The sequence below is a fragment of the Streptomyces sp. NPDC127197 genome (genome assembly GCF_042672405.1).
GTDB lineage: Bacteria > Actinomycetota > Actinomycetes > Streptomycetales > Streptomycetaceae > Streptomyces > Streptomyces flavusporus.
In genome coordinates, this window is the sequence record NZ_JBHXVG010000013.1 from 88,765 (window position 1) to 109,876 (window position 21,112).

Consider the following 21,112-nt stretch of genomic DNA (forward strand, 5'->3'; position numbering starts at 1 on the left):
CTGATCAGCGCGGCCCGCTAAGCAGAAGGCGTACGGCACGCATGGCGCCAGGGTACCGCAGCCGTCGAGCGGCCCGCGACGGCCTTTCGGGCACGTCCGGCACCGGTGTCACCCCCGGAACACTGAACAATGGTCAAAGGTTACTTCGCGTAACCGCCGCTAAGGGACATCACAACAAGCTCATTGTCCTTTGATAACAGCGCAATAACTCAAACCTCGTACCCATCGGTATGGCGGCGCCTAGAGTGCGGCACGGGACCGCATTCCCATACCGCTCGGAGTCACCCCATGGACCCTTGTCCTCTTAGCAGCCCGCTTCCCCGGCCGGGCCGGCCGGCCCTCGAGGCGGCCGCTGCCGTTCTGTTGTTCCCGCCCTTCGTCGTGATGTCGGGAGGAATGTCGTGACCACGGACGACAGCACGGCGGACGACTCGTTCGCTTATTTCCTCGACTTCGGCGCGGGCGTCCTGTCACTGGTCTGCCTCAGTTGCTCGGTGATCTGGGGACTCGTCGCCCAGGACCGGATCCTCCTCGACGCCCGCCGACGGATCCTGGCGCAGGCGGTGCACCGGACCACCGCCGTCGCCTCGATCGTCTTCCTGCTGGTCCACATCGTGACCAAGCTGGCCCTGGACCACACCACGTGGATCGCCGCGGTGATCCCCTTCGGGCTCCTCCTCGCCAACGACGACGAGGTCATGGGCAGAGGCTTCCTCATCGGACTCGGCACCCTGGCCGGTCTGATCATGATCTTCGTGGCCATCACCGGCATCCTGCGCAACCGCTTCGCGTCCCCGGCGCCCGTCGCGGCACGCTGGCGGGCCATGCACATGCTCGCCTACCCGGCGTGGTGTGCGGCGCTGGTCCACGGCCTCTACGCGGGTCGCTCGGCAAAGCCGTTCTTCGTGTTCCTGTACGTACTGTCCCTGATCGGCGTCGGGGCGGCCCTCGCGCTGCGCGCGGCGCCCCGCCCCGTCAAGCGCCGGGTCGCCGACCGGATCACCGCGCTCCTGGGAACCGAGCGGGCGCCCCGCCGGGAGCAACTGGAGGAGAGCCGGGCCCGGGCGGGCGAGTCCGCGCTGCCGGGCTACGAGAACCAGCGAGACTCCCAGCCGCGTACGGCGGCACCTTCAGGACCGCTGTACGAGACCGCCGAGCGCCCTGCCCGCCCGGAACCGGCGAACGGTTTCTCGGCGGCGTACCGCGCCGTCTCGGCACCTCCACGCCCCCAGCAGTCCTTCGCAGCCGACCAGACCGCCCGTATGGAGTTGCCGTTCGACGCACAGCCCACGGAGGCGCTCCCGCGCATGGACTCCGGCGGCAGCACGTCCGGATCCTGGCCGATCCCGTCCCCGCCCCCCGTCGGCGAGGCGCCCCCGTCGGCCTACGACCCCCTCCAGGACACGGGATACAACATCCCGGCCTATGGCAATCCGGGCGCCAGCGGGTACGGCGGGAGTGATGTGTACGACACCGGTGAGTCGAACACCCTCAATGACACGTACAACCCGAGTGACACGTACAACAGCGGTCCCACCACTGAAACACTGCCCGGTGCGTCCTACGACTTCGACGCACCGGGTTCGGGCGAAGCTTGGAACACGCCTTCCGGAGGCTATAAGTGAACGAGGCCCTGCCCGACGTCCCAGAAGTCCGCGTGGTCGGTCTTCCCCAGCTCACGTCGGGCTTCGACCTTGTCGAAAGACTCGATCTGCCCATGCACCTGAAGGTGCACGGGCCGCTCGAACCCATGGGCGGCGAGCAGCTCGCGCAGCTCGCCGAACGCATCAACCTCAAGGGCCGCGGCGGCGCGGGCTTCCCCTTCCACAAGAAGCTGCGCTCGGTCGCCGAGTCGGCGATCAAGCGCGGCGTCCGGCCGGTGGTCGTCGTCAACGGCAGCGAGGACGAACCGGCCTGCCGCAAGGACACGGTGCTGATCAACCGTGCCCCGCATCTGATCCTCGACGGCGCCCTGCTGTGCGCCGAGGCACTGGGTGCCCGCACGCTCGTGGTGGGGGTCACCCGTGAGTCCACGCAACGCTCCATGGAGGCCGCGCTCGCCGAACGCGGCCTGAGCAACGGACGCCGATCGGCACTCCGCGCGCGCGTGCAGCGGAATCCGGTCCGTATGGTCACGGGAGCCGCCGCATCCCTGATCCGCTCCATCGACGGCGGCCCGGCGATCCCGCCCGGCCGCAAGATCAGCGCCTCGCAGAGCGGCGTCGGCGGCGCGCCCACACTCCTGTCCAACGCCGAGACGTTCGCCCAGCTGGCGATCGCCGCCCGCATCGGCCCGGAGCGCTACGGCAACACCGGCCTGTACGACGAGCCGGGCACCGTCATGCTCACGGTCTCCGGCGCGGTCGCCCGCCCCATGGTGATCGAGGTCCCCACGGGCGTGCCGCTGCGCTACGTCCTCCAGCTGGCCGGCGCCCCGCCCGTCCCGCAGGGTGTGCTCACCGGCGGCTACCACGGCAAGTGGATCGACGCGGCGACGGTCAACGAGGCGATCGTCTCCCGCAATTCGCTCGACGCGGTGGGCGGTTCGCTCGGTGCCGGCGCGATCCTGCCGATCAGTCAGGACACCTGCCCGCTCGGCGAGTCGCTGCGGGTGGCGCAGTGGCTGGCGGAGGAGAGCGCGGGCCAGTGTGGTCCCTGCTACCTCGGTCTGCCGGCCGCCGCGCGCGGCATGGAGGACATCCTCAACGGCGGCGGTCCGGCCGCCCTGGAGGCGCTCAAGCAGGTCGCCAAGAACGTGAAACGGCGCGGCGCATGCTCGCACCCGGACGGCTCGGCGATGTTCCTGGAGTCGACCGTCAAGGCCTTCACCGACGACCTGGCGGCCCATGTCCTCGGAAACGGCTGCGGACGACCCGTGCAGGGCGTTCTGCCGCTCTTCGAGGGCGGCAGGGCCCCGACGGGCATCCCGGGCGGCGGCGAGTCCGAGGAGAACGGTCCCAGCCGTCAGAAGATCTACGTCGACTGGACGCTGTGCCGGGGCCACGGGCTGTGCGCCGACATCCTCCCGGAGGTCTTCGAACTCGGCGCCGACGGCTTCCCGACGGTCGCGCAGGCCCAGGTCCCGCGCTACGCCGAGGCGAAGGCGCTGCGCGCGGTCCGCCGCTGCCCGGCCCTCGCCCTGCGCATCGAGGAGGACACCCGCTCCCAGGCGCCCGCCCGCAGCAACCTCCCGGTCCTCTCCCAGGGCCGCGGCCGCCGCGCCCTCGGCCGCTGAGCACGCAGGAAGGGGCCGTCCCGTCCAGGGGTGGCCCCTTCAACTCCGGTCGGCCGTGCCGCGCTTGCTCCGGGCCGACGGCCGCATGGACGGCCCATGGGGGTCGCGGGTGGCAGAGACCCCGCCACGCGCGGCGCAGCCGCGCAGAAAACGACGAGAGCGACCCGGTCCGCGCTTTTCAGCGGACGCAGGTCGCCCTCGCACTCGTGGAGCTAAGGAGAATTGAACTCCTGACCTCCTGCATGCCATGCAGGCGCTCTACCAACTGAGCTATAGCCCCTTGTATTGTTCCGCCCGGTTTCCCCGGCGGCGACGCCAACTTTACACGGTCTACCCGGGGCATCACCAAATCGTTTCCGTTCTGAGCCGATACGACCGCTATGGTCGACCCCCGTGACCGTGATCGCGTTCTCCGCCGTCCACCGTCGGGTGCCGGTAGCCCTTACGGCGTGCCTCGTTTCCTTCGCGGCGTTCTGGATCGCCCAGCGGGCCGCGCACGTCTCGATGCTCGACCTGATGGTGTACCGGGCCGAGGGCGCGACCGTACGGGCGGGCGGCGATCTGTACGCGCTGCGGGCGACCTGGGCGCAACTGCCCGCCACCTACCCGCCGTTCGCGGCCCTGCTGTTCACCCCGCTGACACTCCCCGACACGGAGAGCCTGCGCACGCTGGCGACGGCCGGGAACCTCGCCCTCCTTGTGGTGCTGGTGCGGCTGTCGCTGCGGCTCGTGGGGCACGCGCGCGTGGCGACGGTCTGGTGGGTCTCGGCGGTCGCCGTGTGGTGCGAGCCGGTGTGGACGACGCTGCGGTACGGGCAGGTCAATCTGCTGCTCGCGGTGCTGGTGCTGTGGGATCTGGCACGGCGTCCCGACCGCTGGGCGGGCGTGGGCATCGGGCTCGCGGCGGCCGTCAAGCTGACGCCCGCTCTGTTCGCCGTCTTCCTGCTCGCCACCGGTGTCGTGGCGCACCGGGGGCGTCGCAGCGGCCCTTGGCTGCGGCACGCGCGCGGGGCGGCGGTCACGTTCGCCGGCGCGACCGTCCTCGCGGCGGCCGTCCTGCCGTACGACTCGTGGCGGTTCTGGACCCACATGGTCTTCCGGACCGGCCGGGTCGGGTATGCCGAGGAGACGGCGAACCAGGCCCTGCGCGGCGTCCTCGCCCGGCTGCTGCACACGCCGGATCCCGGCGCCGTCTGGGCTGCCGTCGCGGCCGTCGTCGCCGGGGCGGGGCTGGCGGTGGCGGTGGTGGCGGAGTTGCGGGGCGAACGGGCGTGGGCGGTGGCCTGCTGTGCGGTGACGGCGCTGCTCGTCAGCCCGGTGTCGTGGTCGCACCACTGGGTGTGGTGCGTACCCGTGGTGCTCGTTCTGGCAGCGCGCGGACACCGTGCGGTCGCCGTCGGCACGCTGCTGGTGTTCTGCTCGTACGCCCTGTGGTGGGTACCACATGGCCCGGGGCGGCCCGAACTCGACCAGGGCGGCGTCGAGTTCATTCTCTCGGGTCTCTACGCGGCCACGGGCTGTCTCTTCCTCGGGCTCGCCGCGGCCTCGGCGGGCAGGGTCGCAGCAGAGGTCAGGCCGTCACGAACGAGTAGAACCGTTTGAGCGTGCAGTGCTCCTCCAGGAGGCGGCCGTAGATCGGCTCGCCCTCCAGTTCGCGGTACGTCTCGATCGGGTCGCCCTTTATGATCAGCGCCCGCGCGCATTCCTCGCACCAGTACTGGTAGTCGGGGTTCACCGGTTCCATGTCGCGGACGATCGGCGTGCCGCTGCCGCACCAGTCGCACTTCCGCCTGTGTGCACCCATCGATCAGCTCCAGCTGTGGCCGCAGGCCGTGCACACGTACGAGATGCCACCGTTGTCCCCGAGGACCTGGGCGACATGCGCGGAACCGCAGGAAGGGCAGCTGAGGCGGGTGATCGTGTCCCGTATCAACGCCGCTCCGCCGAGGAGGTGGCCGACCTCCTCGAGGATGCTCGCAGGCATCGCTACTCCCTCCCGTCGGGCCGCGCCCCCTTCCGGCCGTTTGATTCTGCCACGACCGGACCAATACGGTCAGCGACGCCTTGGTACCAGTCCGGACACGGCAGCCCGGGCGCGCCTCCCAGAGAGGTATACGCCTCCCGGGCCCCGACTGCTCAAGCGGGCGACAACGAAAAATCCCGCCCCCTGAGGGGGACGGGATTCGTCCGTGGAGCTAAGGAGAATTGAACTCCTGACCTCCTGCATGCCATGCAGGCGCTCTACCAACTGAGCTATAGCCCCTGGCGCCACGCGGCGGAGCCGCATGGTGTTTCGCCCCGCTCGGCGGGGCGAACAAGAAGAACTTTAGCCTGCGACCTGCCGGAAAGTGAAATCCGGGCCCCTGGTGGACTCCGCCGCTCAGTCGTCGTCGCCGAGCACCGGCTCCGGCAGCGTGCCGGCATTGTGCTCGAGCAGCCGCCAGCCGCGGGCGCCCTCGCCGAGGACGGACCAGCAGCAGTTGGAGAGCCCGCCGAGGCTCTCCCAGTGGCGGGACTCCAGGCCGAGGAGACGGCCGATGGTGGTGCGGATGGTGCCGCCGTGGCTGACCACGACCAGCGTGCCGTCGTCGGGCAGCTTCTCGGCGTGCCGGAGCACGACCGGGGCGGCGCGGTCGGCGACCTCGGTCTCCAGTTCGCCGCCGCCGCGGCGCACCGGCTCACCGCGCTTCCACACGGCGTACTCCTCGCCGTGCCGGGCGATGATCTCGTCGTGCGTCAGGCCCTGCCAGACGCCCGCGTAGGTCTCGCGCAGGGCCTCGGTGTGGTTGACCTCCAGGCCGGTCAGCGCGGCCAGCTCGGCGGCCGTGTTCGCGGCCCGCTGCAGGTCCGAGGAGACGATCGCATCGGGCTTGAGGGAGGCCAGCAGCCGGGCGGCGCGGCGGGCCTGGGCCAGGCCGGTCTCGGTCAGCTCGACGTCGGTGGTGCCCTGGAAGCGGCGCTCCACGTTCCAGGAGGTCTGGCCGTGCCGCCAGAGGATGACGCGGCGGCCGCGGCCCGGCTTCGCGCCGGTCACCTCCCCGGTGGCGCTCACCGCCACTCACCGCCCGCCTCGGCGGCCTCCTCGGCGGCCTTCAGCTTGGCGTGCTCCTCGGCCTTGCCACGGGTGGCCTTGGCGTCGGCGGGCAGCTCGAGCTCGGGGCAGTCCTTCCACAGCCGCTCCAGGGCGTAGAAGACCCGCTCCTCGCTGTGCTGGACGTGGACGACGATGTCGACGTAGTCCAGCAGCACCCAGCGGGCCTCGCGGTCGCCCTCGCGGCGTACCGGCTTGGCGCCGAGTTCCTTCTGGAGCCGTTCCTCGATCTCGTCGACGATCGACTTGACCTGGCGGTCGCTGGGCGCGGACGCCAGCAGGAAGGCATCCGTGATCGACAGCACATCGCTCACGTCGTAGGCGATGACGTCGTGCGCGAGCTTGTCGGCGGCCGCCTGGGCGGCGGTGTTGATGAGCTCGAGAGATCGGTCTGTTGCGGTCACTACATGGCTTTCCGTCGGCGGTCACTTGTCCTCAAGGGTCTCACGGACCGCCGACGGCACCCCACGCGATTAACCGCCCGAGGCCGGCTCGTAGTCCTGCCCGAGCACCACCGACACGTTCGCGTTCGCGGAGACCTTGCCCTTGACCACCGCGTCCTCCGGAAGCCCCAGGGTCTTGGCGACCTCGGTGGCGTTCTCCTTGTCGGCGGCGTCCGCGTAGGTGATCTCGGAGGCGGCCTGGGCGCTGCCTGCCGTACCGGCCTCCAGGAAGGTGAATCCGCCGTTGAGGAGGACCACCCGGGCCTTCTCCGTGTTGTCCTTCACACCGCTGGCGTTGCGCACGGAGACCCGGACGGCCGCGTCCTGGTCGGGGCTCTTCGCGGTGCCGCCGAGGACGTCCTTGACCACACTGTCGCTGGCCTGGGCGCTCAGTGTGCCGTCGGTCTGGACGGGCAGCATGGCCGTCTTGTAGTCGCCGCCCTTGGCGAGGTCGGAGAGGCCCGCGAGGAAGGTCCCGAGGTCCTTGTCGGTGAGCGACGGGTCGAGGATCTGCGCGAGGGTCTGCACGGTGGTCGTCGCGGCCTGGGCGTCGGAGGACATCTTGCGCAGCACGCCCTGCATGACCTGCCCGAACCGCTCCAGCTGGGCGTTCTGGGCCTCGCCGGAGGCGCGGTAGGTGGCGTAGGCGACCGCCATCTTGCCGCTGAGGGTCTGGCTCTCGCCCTTGCTGACGAGGGGCGCCTCGCCCTTCTTCTTGGCCTCGGGGTCGGGCACGTCGGCGTTGGTGTCGATCTCGATGTTGCCGACGAGGTCGACGAGGTTCTGCAGGTAGGGGGTGTCGAGGCGCCAGGTGCCCTGGATCGAGGTGCCGAGGACGGTGTCCAGGGCCTCGCGGGTGCCGGAGGAGCCGTCGTCCTCGACCGACTTGGCCAGGGTCGTCGTGCCGTCGTCGCCGGTCAGGGCGAGGGCGTTGGGCAGCAGGACGGTGGTGCCCTGCTGGGTGGTGGTGTTGTCGACGAGCAGCGCCGTGGAGGTGCCGCCCTTCTTGGTGTCGTGCAGGTGGACGACGATCACGTCGCGTTTCTGCGCGGTCGCGGTCGTCGTACCGCCGGTCTTGTCGTCGGACGACGACAGTCCGGGGAGCTTTCCGGCGTACCAGAGGTAGCCGACACCGCCGGTCGCGGCCAGCGCCAGGACGACGACCAGGGCGATGAGGCGGCTGCGGGCGCGGCGCCGGGCCTCCTCGCGACGCTCGGTGCGGTTCTCGGTGAACTTCAGCCAGTCGATGACGTCCTCGGAGTCCCCGTCGGGGTCCTCGACGAAGGCGAACTGCTCGGTGCGGTAGTCCCGGTCGTCCTGGTACGCCGGGTCGCCCCGGTGATCCCGGTCGTCCCGTACGGCTTCCTCGACCGGGCCCGCCTGCTGCGGGATGTAGGCGGTCTGCTCGGCGACGCGGGGCTGCCGGCCGGTCCCGTACGGGTCGTACGACGGCACCGGCTGCTGCTGCCCCGTCCCGTAGGGGTCGTACGGGGGTACCGGCTGCTGCTGGCCCGTCGCGTACGGGTCGTAGCCGTAACCCTGCTGTGTGTAAGGGTCGTACGGCTGCTGTGGGGACGGCTGCTGCGGCACCTGCCGGTACACAGGCCGGCCGTACTCGTCGTAGCCGACGAGCTCGTACTGGTCGCCCCCGTGACCAGCGTCGTATCGGTCGTTCACCGGTGCCCCTCTCGGCTCACTCGCCGCGGTACAGCTCTCGTTTGGCGATGTAGCGCACGACTCCGTCCGGCACCAGATACCAGATGGGGTCGCCCTTGGCGACTCTCGCACGGCAGTCCGTGGAGGAGATGGCGAGGGCGGGCACCTCGATCAGGGAGACGCCGCCCTCGGGGAGCCCGGGGTCGTTGAGGTGGTGACCGGGCCGGGTCACGCCGATGAAGTGGGCGAGGGAGAACAGCTCCTCGCTGTCCCGCCAGGTCAGGATCTGGGCGAGGGCGTCGGCGCCGGTGATGAAGAACAGGTCCGTGTCGGGGTTGAGCGCGCGCAGATCGCGCAGGGTGTCCACGGTGTAGGTGGGCCCACCGCGGTCGATGTCGATACGGCTCACCGAGAACTGGGGGTTCTCGGCGGTCGCGATGACCGTCATCAGGTAGCGGTCCTCGGCCAGGGAGACCTTGCGGTGGGTCTTCTGCCACGGCTGCCCGGTGGGCACGAACACCACCTCGTCGAGGTGGAACTGCGCGGCGACCTCGCTCGCCGCGACCAGGTGCCCGTGGTGGATCGGGTCGAACGTTCCGCCCATGACGCCGAGGCGGCGCTTGCCGCTCGTCGTGTCATGTGCCGGACCGGTAGGCATGTCCTGCTCTCCCATGCGTGCAGACCCTACCGGCCCGGTCTGTGGACTCAGCGGTCGCGGTTGAAGCGGGTGGTGATCCACAGCAGCAGCATCAGGGCGAGGAACGCGCCGCCGCCGGTGACCAGGGCATTCAGGCTCTCGTGGTTGCCGCCGTGCTCCTCGCCCTCGGCGGCGAGGGTGACCAACTGGGCTGCGGCGCTGTGGAAGCTCATCTTCGGCAGAACCTATCGCGTGTGGGCGGGATAAAGACGTCGGCTCATCGTAAGCGGGCGCCTCGGCCGCGATCACCCCGACTCCGCCATCGGGCAACCTTCCGGGGCGCTCAGTCGTCCTTCCGCCTGTAACCCCGAAGCAGGAACCAGGCGGTCAGCACACAACCGACCACCATCACGATCAGTACGACCCGGAGAAGATTCCCCGCCCCCTGCTGCTGGGCGGCGCTCGCGGCCTCGGTGAGCCAGGCGGCTGCGGGGTGGTGCTCCATGGTGCGGGACTCCTTCGCTGTACTGCCCGTCCACGGTATCTCCGCCTAGGCTGGGCCTTGCTTCGGGGGCGTACAAGAAAGCGCAAAGACAACAGCGCGCGGACAACAGCGCGCAGAGCACACAGGGCACACCGACGCACATGGGGGAAGACATGTCCGACGACGGCCACCAGCAGCACGGGCACGAGCACGTGCCGAGCCGGCAGCGCAGGCGCTTCCCGGGAATCTCCTCACGTGCGTACGAGCATCCGGCGGACCGCTCCGCCCTGGTCGCGCTGCGCAAGCTGAGCGGCTTCGACACGGCCTTCAAGGCGCTCAGCGGCCTGCTGCCCGAGCGGAGCCTGAGGCTGCTGTTCCTGTCCGACTCGGTACGCGTCTCGGACCGGCAGTTCACCCACCTCAACGACATGCTGCGGGACGCCTGCTACATCCTGGACCTGGAGAAGGTCCCGCCGATGTACGTCAACCAGGATCCGCAGCCCAACGCGATGTGCATCGGCATGGACGAGCCGATCATCGTCGTCACGACCGGGCTCGTCGAGCTGCTCGACGAGGAGGAGATGCGGGCGGTCATCGGCCACGAGGTCGGCCACGCCCTGTCCGGGCACTCCGTCTACCGCACCATCCTGCTGTTCCTGACCAACCTCGCCCTGCGGGTGGCCTGGATCCCGCTGGGCGGCGTCGCGATCATGGCGATCGTGACCGCGCTGCGCGAGTGGTTCCGCAAGTCGGAGCTGTCCGCCGACCGCGCGGGACTGCTGGTCGGTCAGGACCTCCAGGCCTCGATGCGCGGCCTGATGAAACTCGCGGGCGGCAACCACCTGCACGAGATGAACGTGGACGCGTTCCTGGAGCAGGCCGAGGAGTACGAGGCCGGCGGCGACCTGCGCGACTCCGTGCTGAAGATCCTCAACACGCTGCCCCGCACCCACCCCTTCACCACCGTGCGCGCGGCCGAGCTGAAGAAGTGGGCGGCCTCCCGCGACTACCAGCGGATCATGGACGGCCACTACCCGCGGCGCGACGAGGACAAGGACACCTCGGTCTCGGACTCCTTCCGCGATTCGGCCTCGCACTATGCGGGCCATGTGCGCGCCTCGAAGGACCCGCTGATGAAGCTGGTCACCGACATCGCGGGCGGCGCCGGCGACCTGGGCAGCCGGGTACGGCGCGGCTTCGGCGGCTTCACGGGCGGCTCCGCCGACACACCGCCCAAGGACCAGCCGCCGCGCGACTAGGGCAAACCCTAGGGCGGTCCGGCGTTCACCTTCGGCTGGGCGCCGTCCGCCAGCGTTCCGCACAGGGCCGTCGCGCCGTGCGGGGCGTACGGGTCCGTGCCGGCCGGGCCGCCGGCCTTCGGGGTCTGGCCGGCGAGCAGCGGGCGCAGCCGGCCGGCGGCGTCCTCGGCGCAGGACAGCGGGCCTGCCTGGACGTGCGAGCCGACCAGCTGGGCCTGGTGCAGGCGCAGGTCGTCGCGGTCGAAGCGGAAGTGCAGCTCGCGGCGGACCGTGAACAGCGACGCCTCGGCCTTCGCACCGGCGTCGGCCGGTCGCAGCGCGTACACGAAGGTGTGGTCCGCGGTGACCTCGAGGGTGGCCGAGTCGGGCTCGGTGACCTGCAGGCTGCCCTGCACCCGGATCTCACGGTCGGCCAGTTCGGCGTGGGCGGGGTCGAAGCGCACCAGCCAGCCGGTGGGGGCGTGCCGGCCGTCGGCGGAGGGCACCTCGAAACTGCGGTCGAACTGGTCGAGTTGGCCGGGGTCGAGCAGGACCCGCACGGGCCGGACCTGCTCGCCGGTGAGCACCTCGGGGTAGAGCGAGGAGCGGACGATGTAGTCCTTGGCGGTGGTCAGGGCGGTGACGACCTGGCCCTCCGAGAAGTTCGTGGTGCGCCGGGCGGCGGGCAGCGGTATGCCCTCGGCGCCGGTGCGGAACTGCGCGGCCGGACTGTTGGCGTACAGCTGTTCGGGGTCGGTGGCGCCGGGCACGCTGCCCTGCGGGGCGAGCGGGATGACGGTCATCCGCAGGGGCTCGACGGGCTGGCGGGCCTGCGGGGTCTGGTAGGGGTGCCGTACACCCATGTAGATCGCGGTGCCGAAGGCGAGGGCGATCAGCACGACCAGGACGAGCGCCTGCCGGGACAGCCCCCGGCGCAGGGGCGGTCGGCGGCGTACCGCGGGCGCGTGGTCGGTCAGGCGCTCCTGCGCGGAGAACTCCTGGAGGCGGGCAGCGCGGACGAACGACTCGTCGAAGACGACGGATCGGTATTCGTCTTCCGCACCGTTGGAGGCGCCGTCGGGTGTCCCCTCGGGTGGTTCTCCAGGCCCGCCCATAACTTCAGAGTAGGTCTCCCGGAGCTCCGGTAAACGCCCTGCTACACCACAACTTCTGACAGGTACTCACCAGAATGGCGCATGCCTGCGCAGGGCGCGTTCAGGGCGTGCGCGGAACCGCGGAGACGGCCGGCTGGGAGTAGTCGGCGGAGGCGGAGGGGGCGGCCGAGGTGCCCTGCTCCAGGCCGGTGGAGGCAGGCGGCGGGACCTGGTCCTGGCGGCTCGAGGAGGCGCCCCGGTAGACCGCGGCGAAGGCCAGCGCGACCATGCCGATGCCCATCACCAGGGCGAGCAGCCAGGCGACCGGGCGGTGCCAGCGGACCTGCTTTCCGTACGGTCCCGGCATGCCGTCGCGGCTGTCGAGGAGCTCGGGGTCGTCCAGGTCGTCGAAGTCCGGGTCGCGGCCGAAACCGGGGTCGTCGGCGCCGTATCCGTCGTCGTACCGCTCGCCTCTGCCGTGTGCCCGGCGGGCCTCCGCCTCGGAGGCCTCGGCTCTGGCCTGCGCGGCGGCCAGGAGGCGTTCGACGGCGGTCGGCTCGTGCACCACGGCCGCCTGTACGAAGGCCTCGTCGAAGACCACGGAGGCGAACTCTTCGTCCGACACCCCGCGGTCGTGGTCGTCGTCGGGCTCCCAGCCGTCAGGGAACGGCGTGCCCCCCACGTCCTCCGGCACGGCTCCAGAGTAGACCTGGGGGGTCAATTTGGGCAGACGGTATGGAAATTCATCCGCCTGCTGAGACGTCTCCGCCGGGCACGGACGCGCCCCGGGGGCGCGTGTCCGCCGCATATGCCGGTGCCGCGCTTCTCAGCGCCTGATGTGTCCGTCCCCGGTGACGATGTACTTCGTGCTGGTCAGCTCCGGCAGCCCCATCGGGCCGCGTGCGTGCAGCTTCTGCGTCGAGATGCCGATCTCCGCGCCGAAGCCGAACTGACCGCCGTCCGTGAAGCGGGTGGAGGCGTTCACGGCGACCGTGGTGGAGTCGACCAGCTGGGTGAAGCGGCGGGCGGCCTGCTGGGAGGTCGTCACGATGGCCTCGGTGTGACCGGAGGTCCACAGCCGGATGTGCTCCACGGCCTTGTCGAGGGAGTCGACGACGGCTGCGGCGATGTCGTACGACAGGTACTCGGTCTCCCAGTCCTCCGGGGTGGCCTCGACGACGGTCGCCTTGGTGTCCTTGGCGTACGCCAGCACCCGCTCGTCGGCGTGCACGGTGACCCCTGCCTCGGCGAGGGCGTCCAGCGCGCGCGGCAGGAACTCGGCGGCGATGGCCCGGTGGACCAACAGCGTCTCGGCAGCGTTGCACACGCTGACCCGCTGTGCCTTGGAGTTGATCAGGATCTCGAGGGCCATGTCGAGGTCGGCGTGGGCGTCGACGTAGACGTGGCAGTTGCCGGTGCCGGTCTCGATGACCGGGACCGTCGACTCCTGGACGACCGTCTGGATCAGCGAGGCGCCGCCGCGCGGGATCAGCACGTCGACCAGTCCGCGGGCCCGCATCAGCTCGCGCACGCTCTCGCGGCTCTCGCCGGGCACCAGCTGTACGGCGTCGGCGGGCAGCCCGGACCCGCCCACGGCGTCGCGGATGACCCGGACGAGGGCGGTGTTCGACTCGTACGCGGAGGCCGAGCCGCGCAGCAGTACCGCGTTGCCGGACTTCAGGCACAGGGCGGCGGCGTCCACGGTGACGTTCGGCCGGGCCTCGTAGATGATCCCGACGACGCCGAGCGGGACGCGGACCTGGCGCAGGTCGATGCCGTTGGGAAGGGTGGAGCCGCGGACGACCTCGCCGACCGGGTCGGGCAGCGCGACGACGTCCCGCACGTCGGAGGCGATGGCCCGTACGCGCTCCGGGGTCAGGGTCAGCCGGTCGACGATGGCCTCGCTGGTGCCGGCCTCGCGGGCCTTGGCGACGTCCTTGGCGTTGGCCTCGACGATTTCGCTCGTACGGACCTCGAGCGCGTCCGCGATGGCGAGCAGCGCGTCGTCCTTCACGGCCCGCGGCAGCGGCGCGAGGTCGGCGGCGGCGGCCTTGGCACGGTAGGCGGCCCGGGTGACCGGGGTCATGGAGTCGTACGGCGAGAGCGTGGTCATGAGGGAAGGGTAGTGCGCCGGACGGGACCGTCCATCGACCGTTCCACACCCCGAGACAGGCTCGAATGCCCTCAAAAGGGGTGGACGCCCACCGGGCTGGCCGGTGGTGGGCCATATCCCTCGGAGATGCGCTGGTGGTAGGTGGCGCGGTCGATGACCTCCAGGCCGACGATCTCCCAGGGCGGGAGTCCCGCGGTCTGCCGGTGCTCGCCCCACAGGCGCAGCGCGACGGCGGCCGCGTCGTGCAGATCGCGGGCCTCCTCCCAGTACCGGATCTCGGCGTGGTCGTCGGCGTACCGGCTGGTCAGCAGGAAGGGGTGGTCGTGGGCGAGCTGTTCCAGGGCGCGCCGCAGCTCTTCGACGGGGGCGGCCTCGCCGGAGACGCTGAGGGTGATGTGCCACAGGCGGGGGATGTCCTCGGGCTCCTCGCCCGCGTACCGCTCCCCGGCTGCGACGCTGGTGAGGGCGCGCTCCTCGCCGGGAGTGCGGCGGCCGGAGTCGCGGGAGGGGGAACCGCCGCGGGACGCCGCTGCCCCAGGGCGTACTCGTCTCACGACGGCCTCCTTTGCGCGGTGTCGAGCCGGGGTCGAGCCGTGCTCGTGCGGGATGTGCCTGAGACAAAGTTGAGCAGGCCGCCAGGGCTCGCGGGGCCGTTTTGCGCAACGTCCACCTCAGGGCGGGCGCTTTTTGCGGGGCGTTCCCCCCGTTTTCGGCCTGCACCGCGCGCTTCACCGGCCGAGGATCACCCGATCGTCGTTCCTCACCGGTGGAGGAGCACCAGATCGTCCCGGTGGACGACCTCCCGCTCGTAGGCCGGTCCCAGGTCCCGCGCCAGTTCCCGGGTCGAGCGGCCTATCAACCGGGGGATTTCCCTGGCGTCGAAGTTGACGAGCCCGCGGGCCACCGCGCGCCCGGCGCCGTCACGCAGTTCGACGGGGTCGCCCGCACTGAACTCGCCCTCGACGGCGGCGATTCCGGCCGGCAGCAGTGACTTGCGGCGTTCCACGACCGCGCGCACGGCGCCGTCGTCGAGGGTGAGCGAGCCCTGCGGGGCGGAGGCGTGCTGGAGCCAGAGCAGCCGGTCCGCGGAGCGCTTGCCGGTGGGGTGGAAGTAGGTGCCGGTGTCCTGGCCGGTCAGCGCGTCGGCCGCATGGATCGCGCTGGTGAGCACCACGGGGATGCCGGCGGCGGCGGCGATCCGGGCCGCCTCGACCTTGGTGACCATGCCGCCGGTGCCGACGCCGGCCTTGCCGGCGCTGCCGATCTCGACCTGCGCGAGGTCGGCCGGTCCCGCCACCTCCGCTATCCGCGAGGTGCCGGGCTTGGTGGGGTCGCCGTCGTAGACGCCGTCCACGTCGGAGAGCAGCACCAGCAGATCGGCCCGTACGAGGTGGGCGACGAGCGCGGCGAGCCGGTCGTTGTCGCCGAAGCGGATCTCGTCGGTGGCGACCGTGTCGTTCTCGTTGACGATCGGCAGGGCACCCATGGCGAGGAGCTTGTCGAGGGTGCGGGAGGCGTTGCGGTGGTGGGCGCGGCGGCTCATGTCGTCGGAGGTGAGCAGGACCTGGCCGACTCGGGTGCCGTAGCGGGCGAAGGAGGCGGTGTAGCGGGCGACCAGGAGCCCCTGGCCGACGCTGGCGGCGGCCTGCTGGCGGGCGAGGTCCCTGGGGCGGCGGCGCAGGCCCAGCGGGGCGAGTCCGGCGGCGATGGCGCCGGAGGAGACCAGCACGATCTCCTTCTCTCCCCCGCTGCGCACCTTGGCGAGGACGTCGACGAGTGCGTCGACCCGGTCGGCGTCCAGACCGCCGGACGCGGTGGTCAGCGAGGAGGAACCCACCTTGACGACGATCCTGCGGGCCTCGTGCACGTCCTGCCTTGCCGCTGCCACCTTGCTGTCTGTCCCCTCGCGTAGGTTCGGCTGCCCCGCCCGCAATCTACGCGAAGGGGAACGGGAGCCGCGCATCGGTCCAGCCTCCGGACAGGCGGGGCGTAGCCGTTTGCTCACGGTTCGCATACGGCAAAAAGGTTGTACAGGTTGTCTATGGCAATAGAAGACAGAGCAAACTTAATCTGAACGCTGTGTCATCTCAAGATCGTCGCGTGCAGCGCATACTCCTCAGATCGGGGAAGAGCCCCTTCGACGTCGTTCCCGTCGAAGAAGCCCTCCACCGGGACGTGATCGCCACCAACTCCGGCAACCTGATCTTCAGCGACGCCGCACACAAGATCCTCCAGACGCCGCACACCGAGGTGGTCTCGAACGGGATTCGGACCAACGTCGCCGCGGCCGGACGGATCAACGAGCAGTACGACGTCTTCGTCGTCCCCCTGGCGAACGCCTTCCGCCCCTCCTTCGAGCCCATGCTGAAGCGGCTGACCCGGCTCATCACCCAGCTCCGCATCCCCGTGGTCGTCATGGGCGTCGGCGCGCAGGCGGGGCTGGACTACGACCCGTCCCGGCTGAAGGCCATGGAGCCGAGCGTGCGGGAGTTCGTGTCGGCGGTGCTGGACCGCAGCGCGTCCATCGGGGTGCGGGGCGAGTTCACCGAGAAGTACCTCAAGGACATGGGGTTCCGGAACGTCGAGGTCATCGGCTGCCCGTCGCTGTTCATGTACGGCAAGGACCTCGCCGTCCACAAGGACGCACCCGCCCTGACCGCCGCCTCCCGTGTCGCGGTCAACGGCTCGCACAGCGCGGTGAAGTCGCAGGGCCTGGACCGGGTCATCGCCCGCGCCCACCAGCGCTATCCGCACCTGCGTTTCATCGGCCAGAACCTCACCGACGCGCGGCAGCTGCACTGGCGGGAGGTGGCGGGACCGAACGGTCTGGTCACCGCGATGCCGACACACCCGGACCACCCGATGTACCGGGAGGACAAGGTCCGCGTCTACATCGACCCCGTCACCTGGATCGACGACCTGCGCGACTTCGACTTCTCCTTCGGCTCACGCATCCACGGCAACATCGCCGCCCTGCTCGCGGGTACGCCCGCGACCGTGCTGTGCGGTGACTCGCGGACGCTGGAGCTGTGCCGCTACTTCGACATCCCGCACCGCACGATTCACGACCTGCCCGAGGACCTGGACCCGGCGCAGTTGTACGAAACGGCCGACTTCGGTGCGTTCATGGGCGGTCACCAGGAGCGATTCGAGCGGTTCACGGGGTTCTTGAGCCGGAACGGGCTGGACAACACGTTCACGCACGGCGACGGGGGCGCGGCCTTCGAGGAGCGGCTGCGTGCGCTGCCCTTCCCGGCGGGCATCCGCCCCTGGATAGACACGGACATCGCCTCGCTCACCTCCCGGTTCGGCTGGCTGCAGAGCCGGATGAGTGAACTGGCCGCGGACAACGCGAAGCTGAAGAAGGAGCTGGCGCAGTCCCGGGCAACCGAGAAGCCGGCCGCCAAGCCGCCCGCGCCGAGCACCACCTCCGTCTACCGGAAGGCCCGCAAGGTGGTGGGACGCCCGCTGCGACGCGCGTTGCAGTCCGGACGGCAGTAGATCGGGACGGCAGTCGGCCGTCACCTGGAACTGCGGGACGAGGCGGAGGGATTTTCCCCCGCCTCGTCCCGCGTTTTCATGCCGCAGCCGCCCGTCCACCGGGCGTGGACGAGCGTGACGTCAGCATCCGCCGCGCCTTGCGCGCCGCCCTGCGCAGCAGGGACTCGGCGCCCCCCTCGCGGTACCCCGGGAAGGGGCGGGCCTCGTGCGGCTCGGCGAGGTAGACGGAGTCGGGGACGCCGGCCGCGCGGTCGCGGAAGTGGGGGTAGGCCAGGTACAGGCGGCGGCCCTTCTTCTCCAGGAGAGCCGCCGGCTGCTTCTTGGCCTTGAGGAACTGCAGGACGTCCACGAGGAGTTCGGGCCGCTGCTCGGCGACCAGATGCAGCCGCAGCCGCTCCTGGACCTTGATGCGGCGTCCGATCCCGTCCCGCCAGTACGCCTCCATCAGCGGCTTCGCCAGCTCCATCTTGTGCCGCCGTACCTCCTCGCTGTCCGTGAGGAACTTCGGCCCGAACTGCGGCAGCAGCGTGACCAGGAAGGGGCGGACCATCAGCGCGTCGCGTCGCTCACCCGCCGGGACCAGGTCGGCGATCAGCTGCATCAGGGCGCGCGCGGAGTCGAAGCGCAGGGTGTAACTGCCGCTCTTCGTCACGTGCTTGCCGTCCTCGCGGCCCACCAAGTAGTAGCAGGTGTAGTCGGCGAGCACGGAGACGCCGTTCGCCCGCAGATACGCCTCCATCGTGAACAGCGCGTCCTCGCCGGTCCACAGGGACTCGTCGAACCGCATCCCGTGCCGCTCCAGCAGCTCGCGGCGGAACAGCTTCTGCGCGCTGAGCGTGAACTTGATCTTGGACGAGAAGACGTCCGTACGCTCCAGCGTCCTGCCCCACATCGACTTGGGTGCCGAGCGGTTGACGCCCACGACCCGGCCGAGGACCACATCGGTGCCGTTGCGGTCGGCCATGGCGACCATCCGCTCCAGCGCCTCGGCGCCCAGCCGGTCGTCGGCGTCGAGAAAGAACACGTACCGCCCGGCCGCCTTGCCCAGGCCGACATTGCGCGGGCCGCTGGGCCCGCCGGAGTTCTCCTGCCGGATCACCGTGACCGGCATGGGCGCGCGGGCCGCGAACTCCTCCAGGTACTCCCCCGTACCGTCGGTCGACCCGTCGTCGACCGCGATGACCTCGATGCGCTCCGGATCGATGGTCTGCGCCTCGACCGACGCCAGGCACTCGACCAGATACGGCATCGCTTCGTACGCCCCGATGATCACACTGACATCAGGCTGCGTCACGGTCACATTTCCCCCCAGTTAACGGAAGATTCCTCCCGTATCTCCTCTATCGCTTCTTAGTAGACGGTCCACTGGGGCAAGCGGTTGCCCTGGTCAGCCACGTTGGTGACTCAAGTCACAGTACGAGCGAAGGGGGCAAAACGTTCGGCCCCCGAGAAGCAGGTGCTTCTCGGGGGCCGACAGGGGTTGTTACGGGTGGCCGGTCAGCGCGCCGGTTGTTCGGCGTCCTCCGGCTCGACCTCCTCCACGGCACCGGCCGCGGCCCGGGACTCCTGGCCGAGGTTGCGGGTCTCGGCCTTCAGCGTGAGGTTCGCCACGGCGGTGTTGAACTGGTCGATGGACTTCGGCTCGTCCGGTCCGAGCAGGTACCGCTTCAGCTCCCCCCGGTCCTCGGCCAGCGGGTCGGCCGCGGGGTCGCGCACCGCTGCCAGCAGCTCGCCCAGCTCGGCGGCGCTGTTGGACAGGATCGTGGCGGCGCGCACCGCGGTGTTCTGCCGCTTGAACTCCTCCACGCCCAGCTCCGCGGAGTCCGTGACCGCGTACGGCTTGCCGCTCGCGATGAAGTCGGAGACCACGCTGGAGATGTCGGAGACCATCGCGTCGGAGACGTTGAAGCAGTCGTACAGACGCGGCTCGGCGCCCGTGATGACCCGGTGCTCGTACGCCGGGAAGGAGCGCCAGTAGGCGTCGTTCCACTCGGCGCGCAGCCGGGCGATCTCCTCGTGCTTGCGTACGTCGATCAGGCCGTCGCGGGTCGCCTCGGCCTCGTCGCCCTTCTCACCGCCGGCGCCGGACAGTTCGGCGAGCCGGGCCTCGATCCGGGCCAGCTCGGCCTTGGCGGCGGCCTGCGCGGCTGCGTCGGCGGTGAAGCGCGGGTCGGCGGCGCGCTCGGCGGCGGCCTGCTCGACCAGCGCCGTGATGCGCCGGTGGGCGGCGCCGGCCTCCTTGCTGACGGTGCCGGTGAAGGGGTGCGGCTTGTACAGGACGCGGACCGGCGGGTCGGCCTTCACCAGCTTCTTCACGATGTTCTCGCCGGCGAGCACGAGCGAGGTGTTGCCCGGGTTGCCGTCCCAGCCCTCCCAGGTGGGCGCATAGAGCACCGTCGGGATACGACCCTCCGGCACGCCCTGCCAGGTCTCGATCGGCGCCAGCTGCGGGCGGCCGACCTCCACGATGTCGTCGTCGCGGACGCCGACGTCGGCGATGGCGTACCGGTCGCGGCCCGCGCGGCCGGCCGTCCACACCTCGTCGTACACCTTGCTGAACGGGTTGACGCTGGCCAGCTTGTCGCTGTCGCCGTGGCCGATGAAGACGTGCTTCATGGTCGGGACGCGCAGCATGTGGATGTTCTTGCCGACGTTCGCCGCGTACAGCGCGACCCGCACCGTGGACAGGTCCATGTTCATCAGGTGCACCCCTCCGGGCACGCAGATGACCGGGACGGTGGTGGGCGCCATGCGGTCCAGGATGGCCCGCTCGCGCAGGATGATCAGCGGCCTGGAGTCCAGCTGCTCCATGGTCTCCAGCCACATGTTGACCTGGTACGCCGAGTCCTTGGAGCCGGAGAAGTACAGCACCGTCTCGGGCCGGTACTCGCGCAGCCAGTCGTCGACGGCGGCCAGGACGACCTCGGCGCGCGGCGGGATCCGGCGGCCGCGGACGTACGGCATCAGGGCGAGGACGTACCCGCAGCCCAGGACCAGCGTCACACCGATGCCGACGAATCCGGCCACGGCCGAGTCGACGGCGGCCGAGACCAGCACGCCGACGACCGCGGCGAGGTCGAGGTGGAGCATCTTCTCGGCCGAGCGGTGCAGCAGCCCGCGCGGCGGGGCGTCCGGGATGCGGACGCGGGAGGCCAGGTCGACATTGCGGGTGGCGACCGGCATCCGGCGGCGGTTGCGGATCAGGGTGACCAGGGCGCCGTGCGGGGCCTGGAGGCCGTAGAAGGCGATGAAGCAGGCGATCGCGCCGTAGAAGATCAGGTCGTCCGAGAGGGACAGCCGGGCCAGCAGCAGCACCAGGAGCAGCTGCCGGATCAGGAAGCGGATCGACAGACCGGCCCGGACCTTGCTGAGCCGGTTGATCAGGTAGCTGCCCTTGCGGTGCAGATAGTGGTCCGCCAGATACGTCGCGGCGGCCGCGGCCGCGAAGGCGGGAACGCTCGGGACGAGCGCGGCCAGCATGAGCACCGGGAAGCCCAGCATCATGAGGGCCGCCGCGGCCAGCTCGGCCGCGCTGCCCACCCGGGCGACGCGTATAGCGGTGGAAATCACTTGGGAAACCTGCTCTTGGAGGGGGATGCCGGTTTTGTTCGCGTACGGAT

The 21,112-nt window shown here is 70.5% G+C and carries 20 protein-coding genes and 2 tRNA genes; 5 read left to right on the plus strand and 17 right to left on the minus strand.

Going from position 1 to position 21,112, the window contains the following annotated elements:
* Positions 1-401 precede the first annotated feature (401 nt).
* The gene (locus ACFVJQ_RS21605) at positions 402-1,625 is read left to right on the plus strand and encodes a cytochrome b/b6 domain-containing protein (RefSeq protein ID WP_385513790.1); all 1,224 of its coding nucleotides are present in this window, start codon (positions 402-404) and stop codon (positions 1,623-1,625) included.
* Positions 1,622-3,235 carry an NADH-ubiquinone oxidoreductase-F iron-sulfur binding region domain-containing protein gene (locus ACFVJQ_RS21610; RefSeq protein ID WP_385513791.1) on the plus strand — a complete coding sequence of 538 codons (1,614 nt, stop codon included), beginning with the start codon at positions 1,622-1,624 and terminating at the stop codon, positions 3,233-3,235. The genes ACFVJQ_RS21605 and ACFVJQ_RS21610 overlap by 4 nt, the downstream gene beginning before the upstream one ends.
* Before the next feature lie 207 nt (positions 3,236-3,442).
* Here the strand turns inward: ACFVJQ_RS21610 and ACFVJQ_RS21615 are convergent.
* Positions 3,443-3,515: transfer RNA gene (locus ACFVJQ_RS21615), tRNA-Ala, on the minus strand.
* A 113-nt stretch (positions 3,516-3,628) separates the two neighbouring features.
* On the opposite strand from ACFVJQ_RS21615, the gene ACFVJQ_RS21620 reads away from it, so the two are divergent.
* Entirely contained in the window at positions 3,629-4,837 is a 1,209-nt protein-coding gene (locus ACFVJQ_RS21620; RefSeq protein WP_385785917.1) for a glycosyltransferase 87 family protein, read from the plus strand.
* Here ACFVJQ_RS21620 and ACFVJQ_RS21625 read toward each other — a convergent pair.
* The 9 genes from ACFVJQ_RS21625 to ACFVJQ_RS21665 all read right to left on the minus strand — a co-directional run bounded on the left by ACFVJQ_RS21625 (position 4,806) and on the right by ACFVJQ_RS21665 (position 9,567).
* Entirely contained in the window at positions 4,806-5,039 is a 234-nt protein-coding gene (locus tag ACFVJQ_RS21625; protein WP_003976229.1) for a hypothetical protein, read from the minus strand. The genes ACFVJQ_RS21620 and ACFVJQ_RS21625 overlap by 32 nt on opposite strands.
* 3 nt (positions 5,040-5,042) lie before the next feature.
* A complete protein-coding gene (locus tag ACFVJQ_RS21630) occupies positions 5,043-5,219 on the minus strand; it encodes a hypothetical protein (protein ID WP_129802364.1) in 177 nt (58 codons plus the stop codon).
* Between the two features lie 206 nt (positions 5,220-5,425).
* A tRNA-Ala gene (locus ACFVJQ_RS21635) sits at positions 5,426-5,498 on the minus strand.
* Between the two features lie 117 nt (positions 5,499-5,615).
* Positions 5,616-6,293 (minus strand): histidine phosphatase family protein, encoded by a 678-nt coding sequence (locus tag ACFVJQ_RS21640; RefSeq protein WP_385785920.1) that lies wholly within the window; start codon positions 6,291-6,293, stop codon positions 5,616-5,618.
* On the minus strand, positions 6,284-6,730 hold the full coding sequence (gene rsfS, locus ACFVJQ_RS21645; protein WP_385513794.1) for a ribosome silencing factor: 447 nt from the start codon (positions 6,728-6,730) through the stop codon (positions 6,284-6,286). Before rsfS ends, ACFVJQ_RS21640 begins: the two co-directional genes overlap by 10 nt.
* A gap of 69 nt (positions 6,731-6,799) precedes the next feature.
* Positions 6,800-8,446 (minus strand): LCP family protein, encoded by a 1,647-nt coding sequence (locus ACFVJQ_RS21650; RefSeq protein WP_385785924.1) that lies wholly within the window; start codon positions 8,444-8,446, stop codon positions 6,800-6,802.
* A 16-nt stretch (positions 8,447-8,462) separates the two neighbouring features.
* Positions 8,463-9,098, minus strand: coding sequence for a nicotinate-nucleotide adenylyltransferase (nadD, locus tag ACFVJQ_RS21655; RefSeq protein WP_224736815.1), 636 nt, complete (start codon positions 9,096-9,098; stop codon positions 8,463-8,465).
* A gap of 32 nt (positions 9,099-9,130) precedes the next feature.
* Positions 9,131-9,295 carry a hypothetical protein gene (locus ACFVJQ_RS21660; protein WP_224736814.1) on the minus strand — a complete coding sequence of 55 codons (165 nt, stop codon included), beginning with the start codon at positions 9,293-9,295 and terminating at the stop codon, positions 9,131-9,133.
* A 110-nt stretch (positions 9,296-9,405) separates the two neighbouring features.
* A complete protein-coding gene (locus tag ACFVJQ_RS21665) occupies positions 9,406-9,567 on the minus strand; it encodes a hypothetical protein (RefSeq protein WP_165396471.1) in 162 nt (53 codons plus the stop codon).
* 140 nt (positions 9,568-9,707) lie between these two features.
* Between ACFVJQ_RS21665 and ACFVJQ_RS21670 the strand changes: the two genes are divergently transcribed.
* The gene (locus ACFVJQ_RS21670; RefSeq protein WP_385513796.1) at positions 9,708-10,805 is read left to right on the plus strand and encodes a M48 family metallopeptidase; all 1,098 of its coding nucleotides are present in this window, start codon (positions 9,708-9,710) and stop codon (positions 10,803-10,805) included.
* Positions 10,806-10,813: 8 nt separating this feature from the next.
* On the opposite strand, the gene ACFVJQ_RS21675 is transcribed toward ACFVJQ_RS21670, so the two are convergent.
* The 5 genes from ACFVJQ_RS21675 to proB all read right to left on the minus strand — a co-directional run bounded on the left by ACFVJQ_RS21675 (position 10,814) and on the right by proB (position 15,858).
* Positions 10,814-11,899, minus strand: a complete 1,086-nt coding sequence (locus ACFVJQ_RS21675) for a hypothetical protein (protein WP_385513797.1) — start codon at positions 11,897-11,899, stop codon at positions 10,814-10,816.
* 100 nt (positions 11,900-11,999) lie between these two features.
* Positions 12,000-12,599 (minus strand): hypothetical protein, encoded by a 600-nt coding sequence (locus ACFVJQ_RS21680; RefSeq protein WP_385513798.1) that lies wholly within the window; start codon positions 12,597-12,599, stop codon positions 12,000-12,002.
* Between the two features lie 105 nt (positions 12,600-12,704).
* The gene (locus ACFVJQ_RS21685) at positions 12,705-13,991 is read right to left on the minus strand and encodes a glutamate-5-semialdehyde dehydrogenase (protein ID WP_385513799.1); all 1,287 of its coding nucleotides are present in this window, start codon (positions 13,989-13,991) and stop codon (positions 12,705-12,707) included.
* Between the two features lie 71 nt (positions 13,992-14,062).
* The gene (locus ACFVJQ_RS21690) at positions 14,063-14,545 is read right to left on the minus strand and encodes a hypothetical protein (protein ID WP_385785931.1); all 483 of its coding nucleotides are present in this window, start codon (positions 14,543-14,545) and stop codon (positions 14,063-14,065) included.
* 206 nt (positions 14,546-14,751) lie between these two features.
* The gene (gene proB / locus ACFVJQ_RS21695; protein ID WP_385786098.1) at positions 14,752-15,858 is read right to left on the minus strand and encodes a glutamate 5-kinase; all 1,107 of its coding nucleotides are present in this window, start codon (positions 15,856-15,858) and stop codon (positions 14,752-14,754) included.
* 233 nt (positions 15,859-16,091) lie between these two features.
* Between proB and ACFVJQ_RS21700 the strand changes: the two genes are divergently transcribed.
* Positions 16,092-17,492, plus strand: coding sequence for a polysaccharide pyruvyl transferase family protein (locus ACFVJQ_RS21700; RefSeq protein WP_385513801.1), 1,401 nt, complete (start codon positions 16,092-16,094; stop codon positions 17,490-17,492).
* Positions 17,493-17,568: 76 nt separating this feature from the next.
* Here ACFVJQ_RS21700 and ACFVJQ_RS21705 read toward each other — a convergent pair whose 3' ends face one another.
* Positions 17,569-18,792 carry a glycosyltransferase family 2 protein gene (locus ACFVJQ_RS21705; protein WP_385513802.1) on the minus strand — a complete coding sequence of 408 codons (1,224 nt, stop codon included), beginning with the start codon at positions 18,790-18,792 and terminating at the stop codon, positions 17,569-17,571.
* A gap of 197 nt (positions 18,793-18,989) precedes the next feature.
* Positions 18,990-21,062 carry a hypothetical protein gene (locus ACFVJQ_RS21710; protein WP_385785935.1) on the minus strand — a complete coding sequence of 691 codons (2,073 nt, stop codon included), beginning with the start codon at positions 21,060-21,062 and terminating at the stop codon, positions 18,990-18,992.
* Positions 21,063-21,112 lie beyond the last annotated feature (50 nt).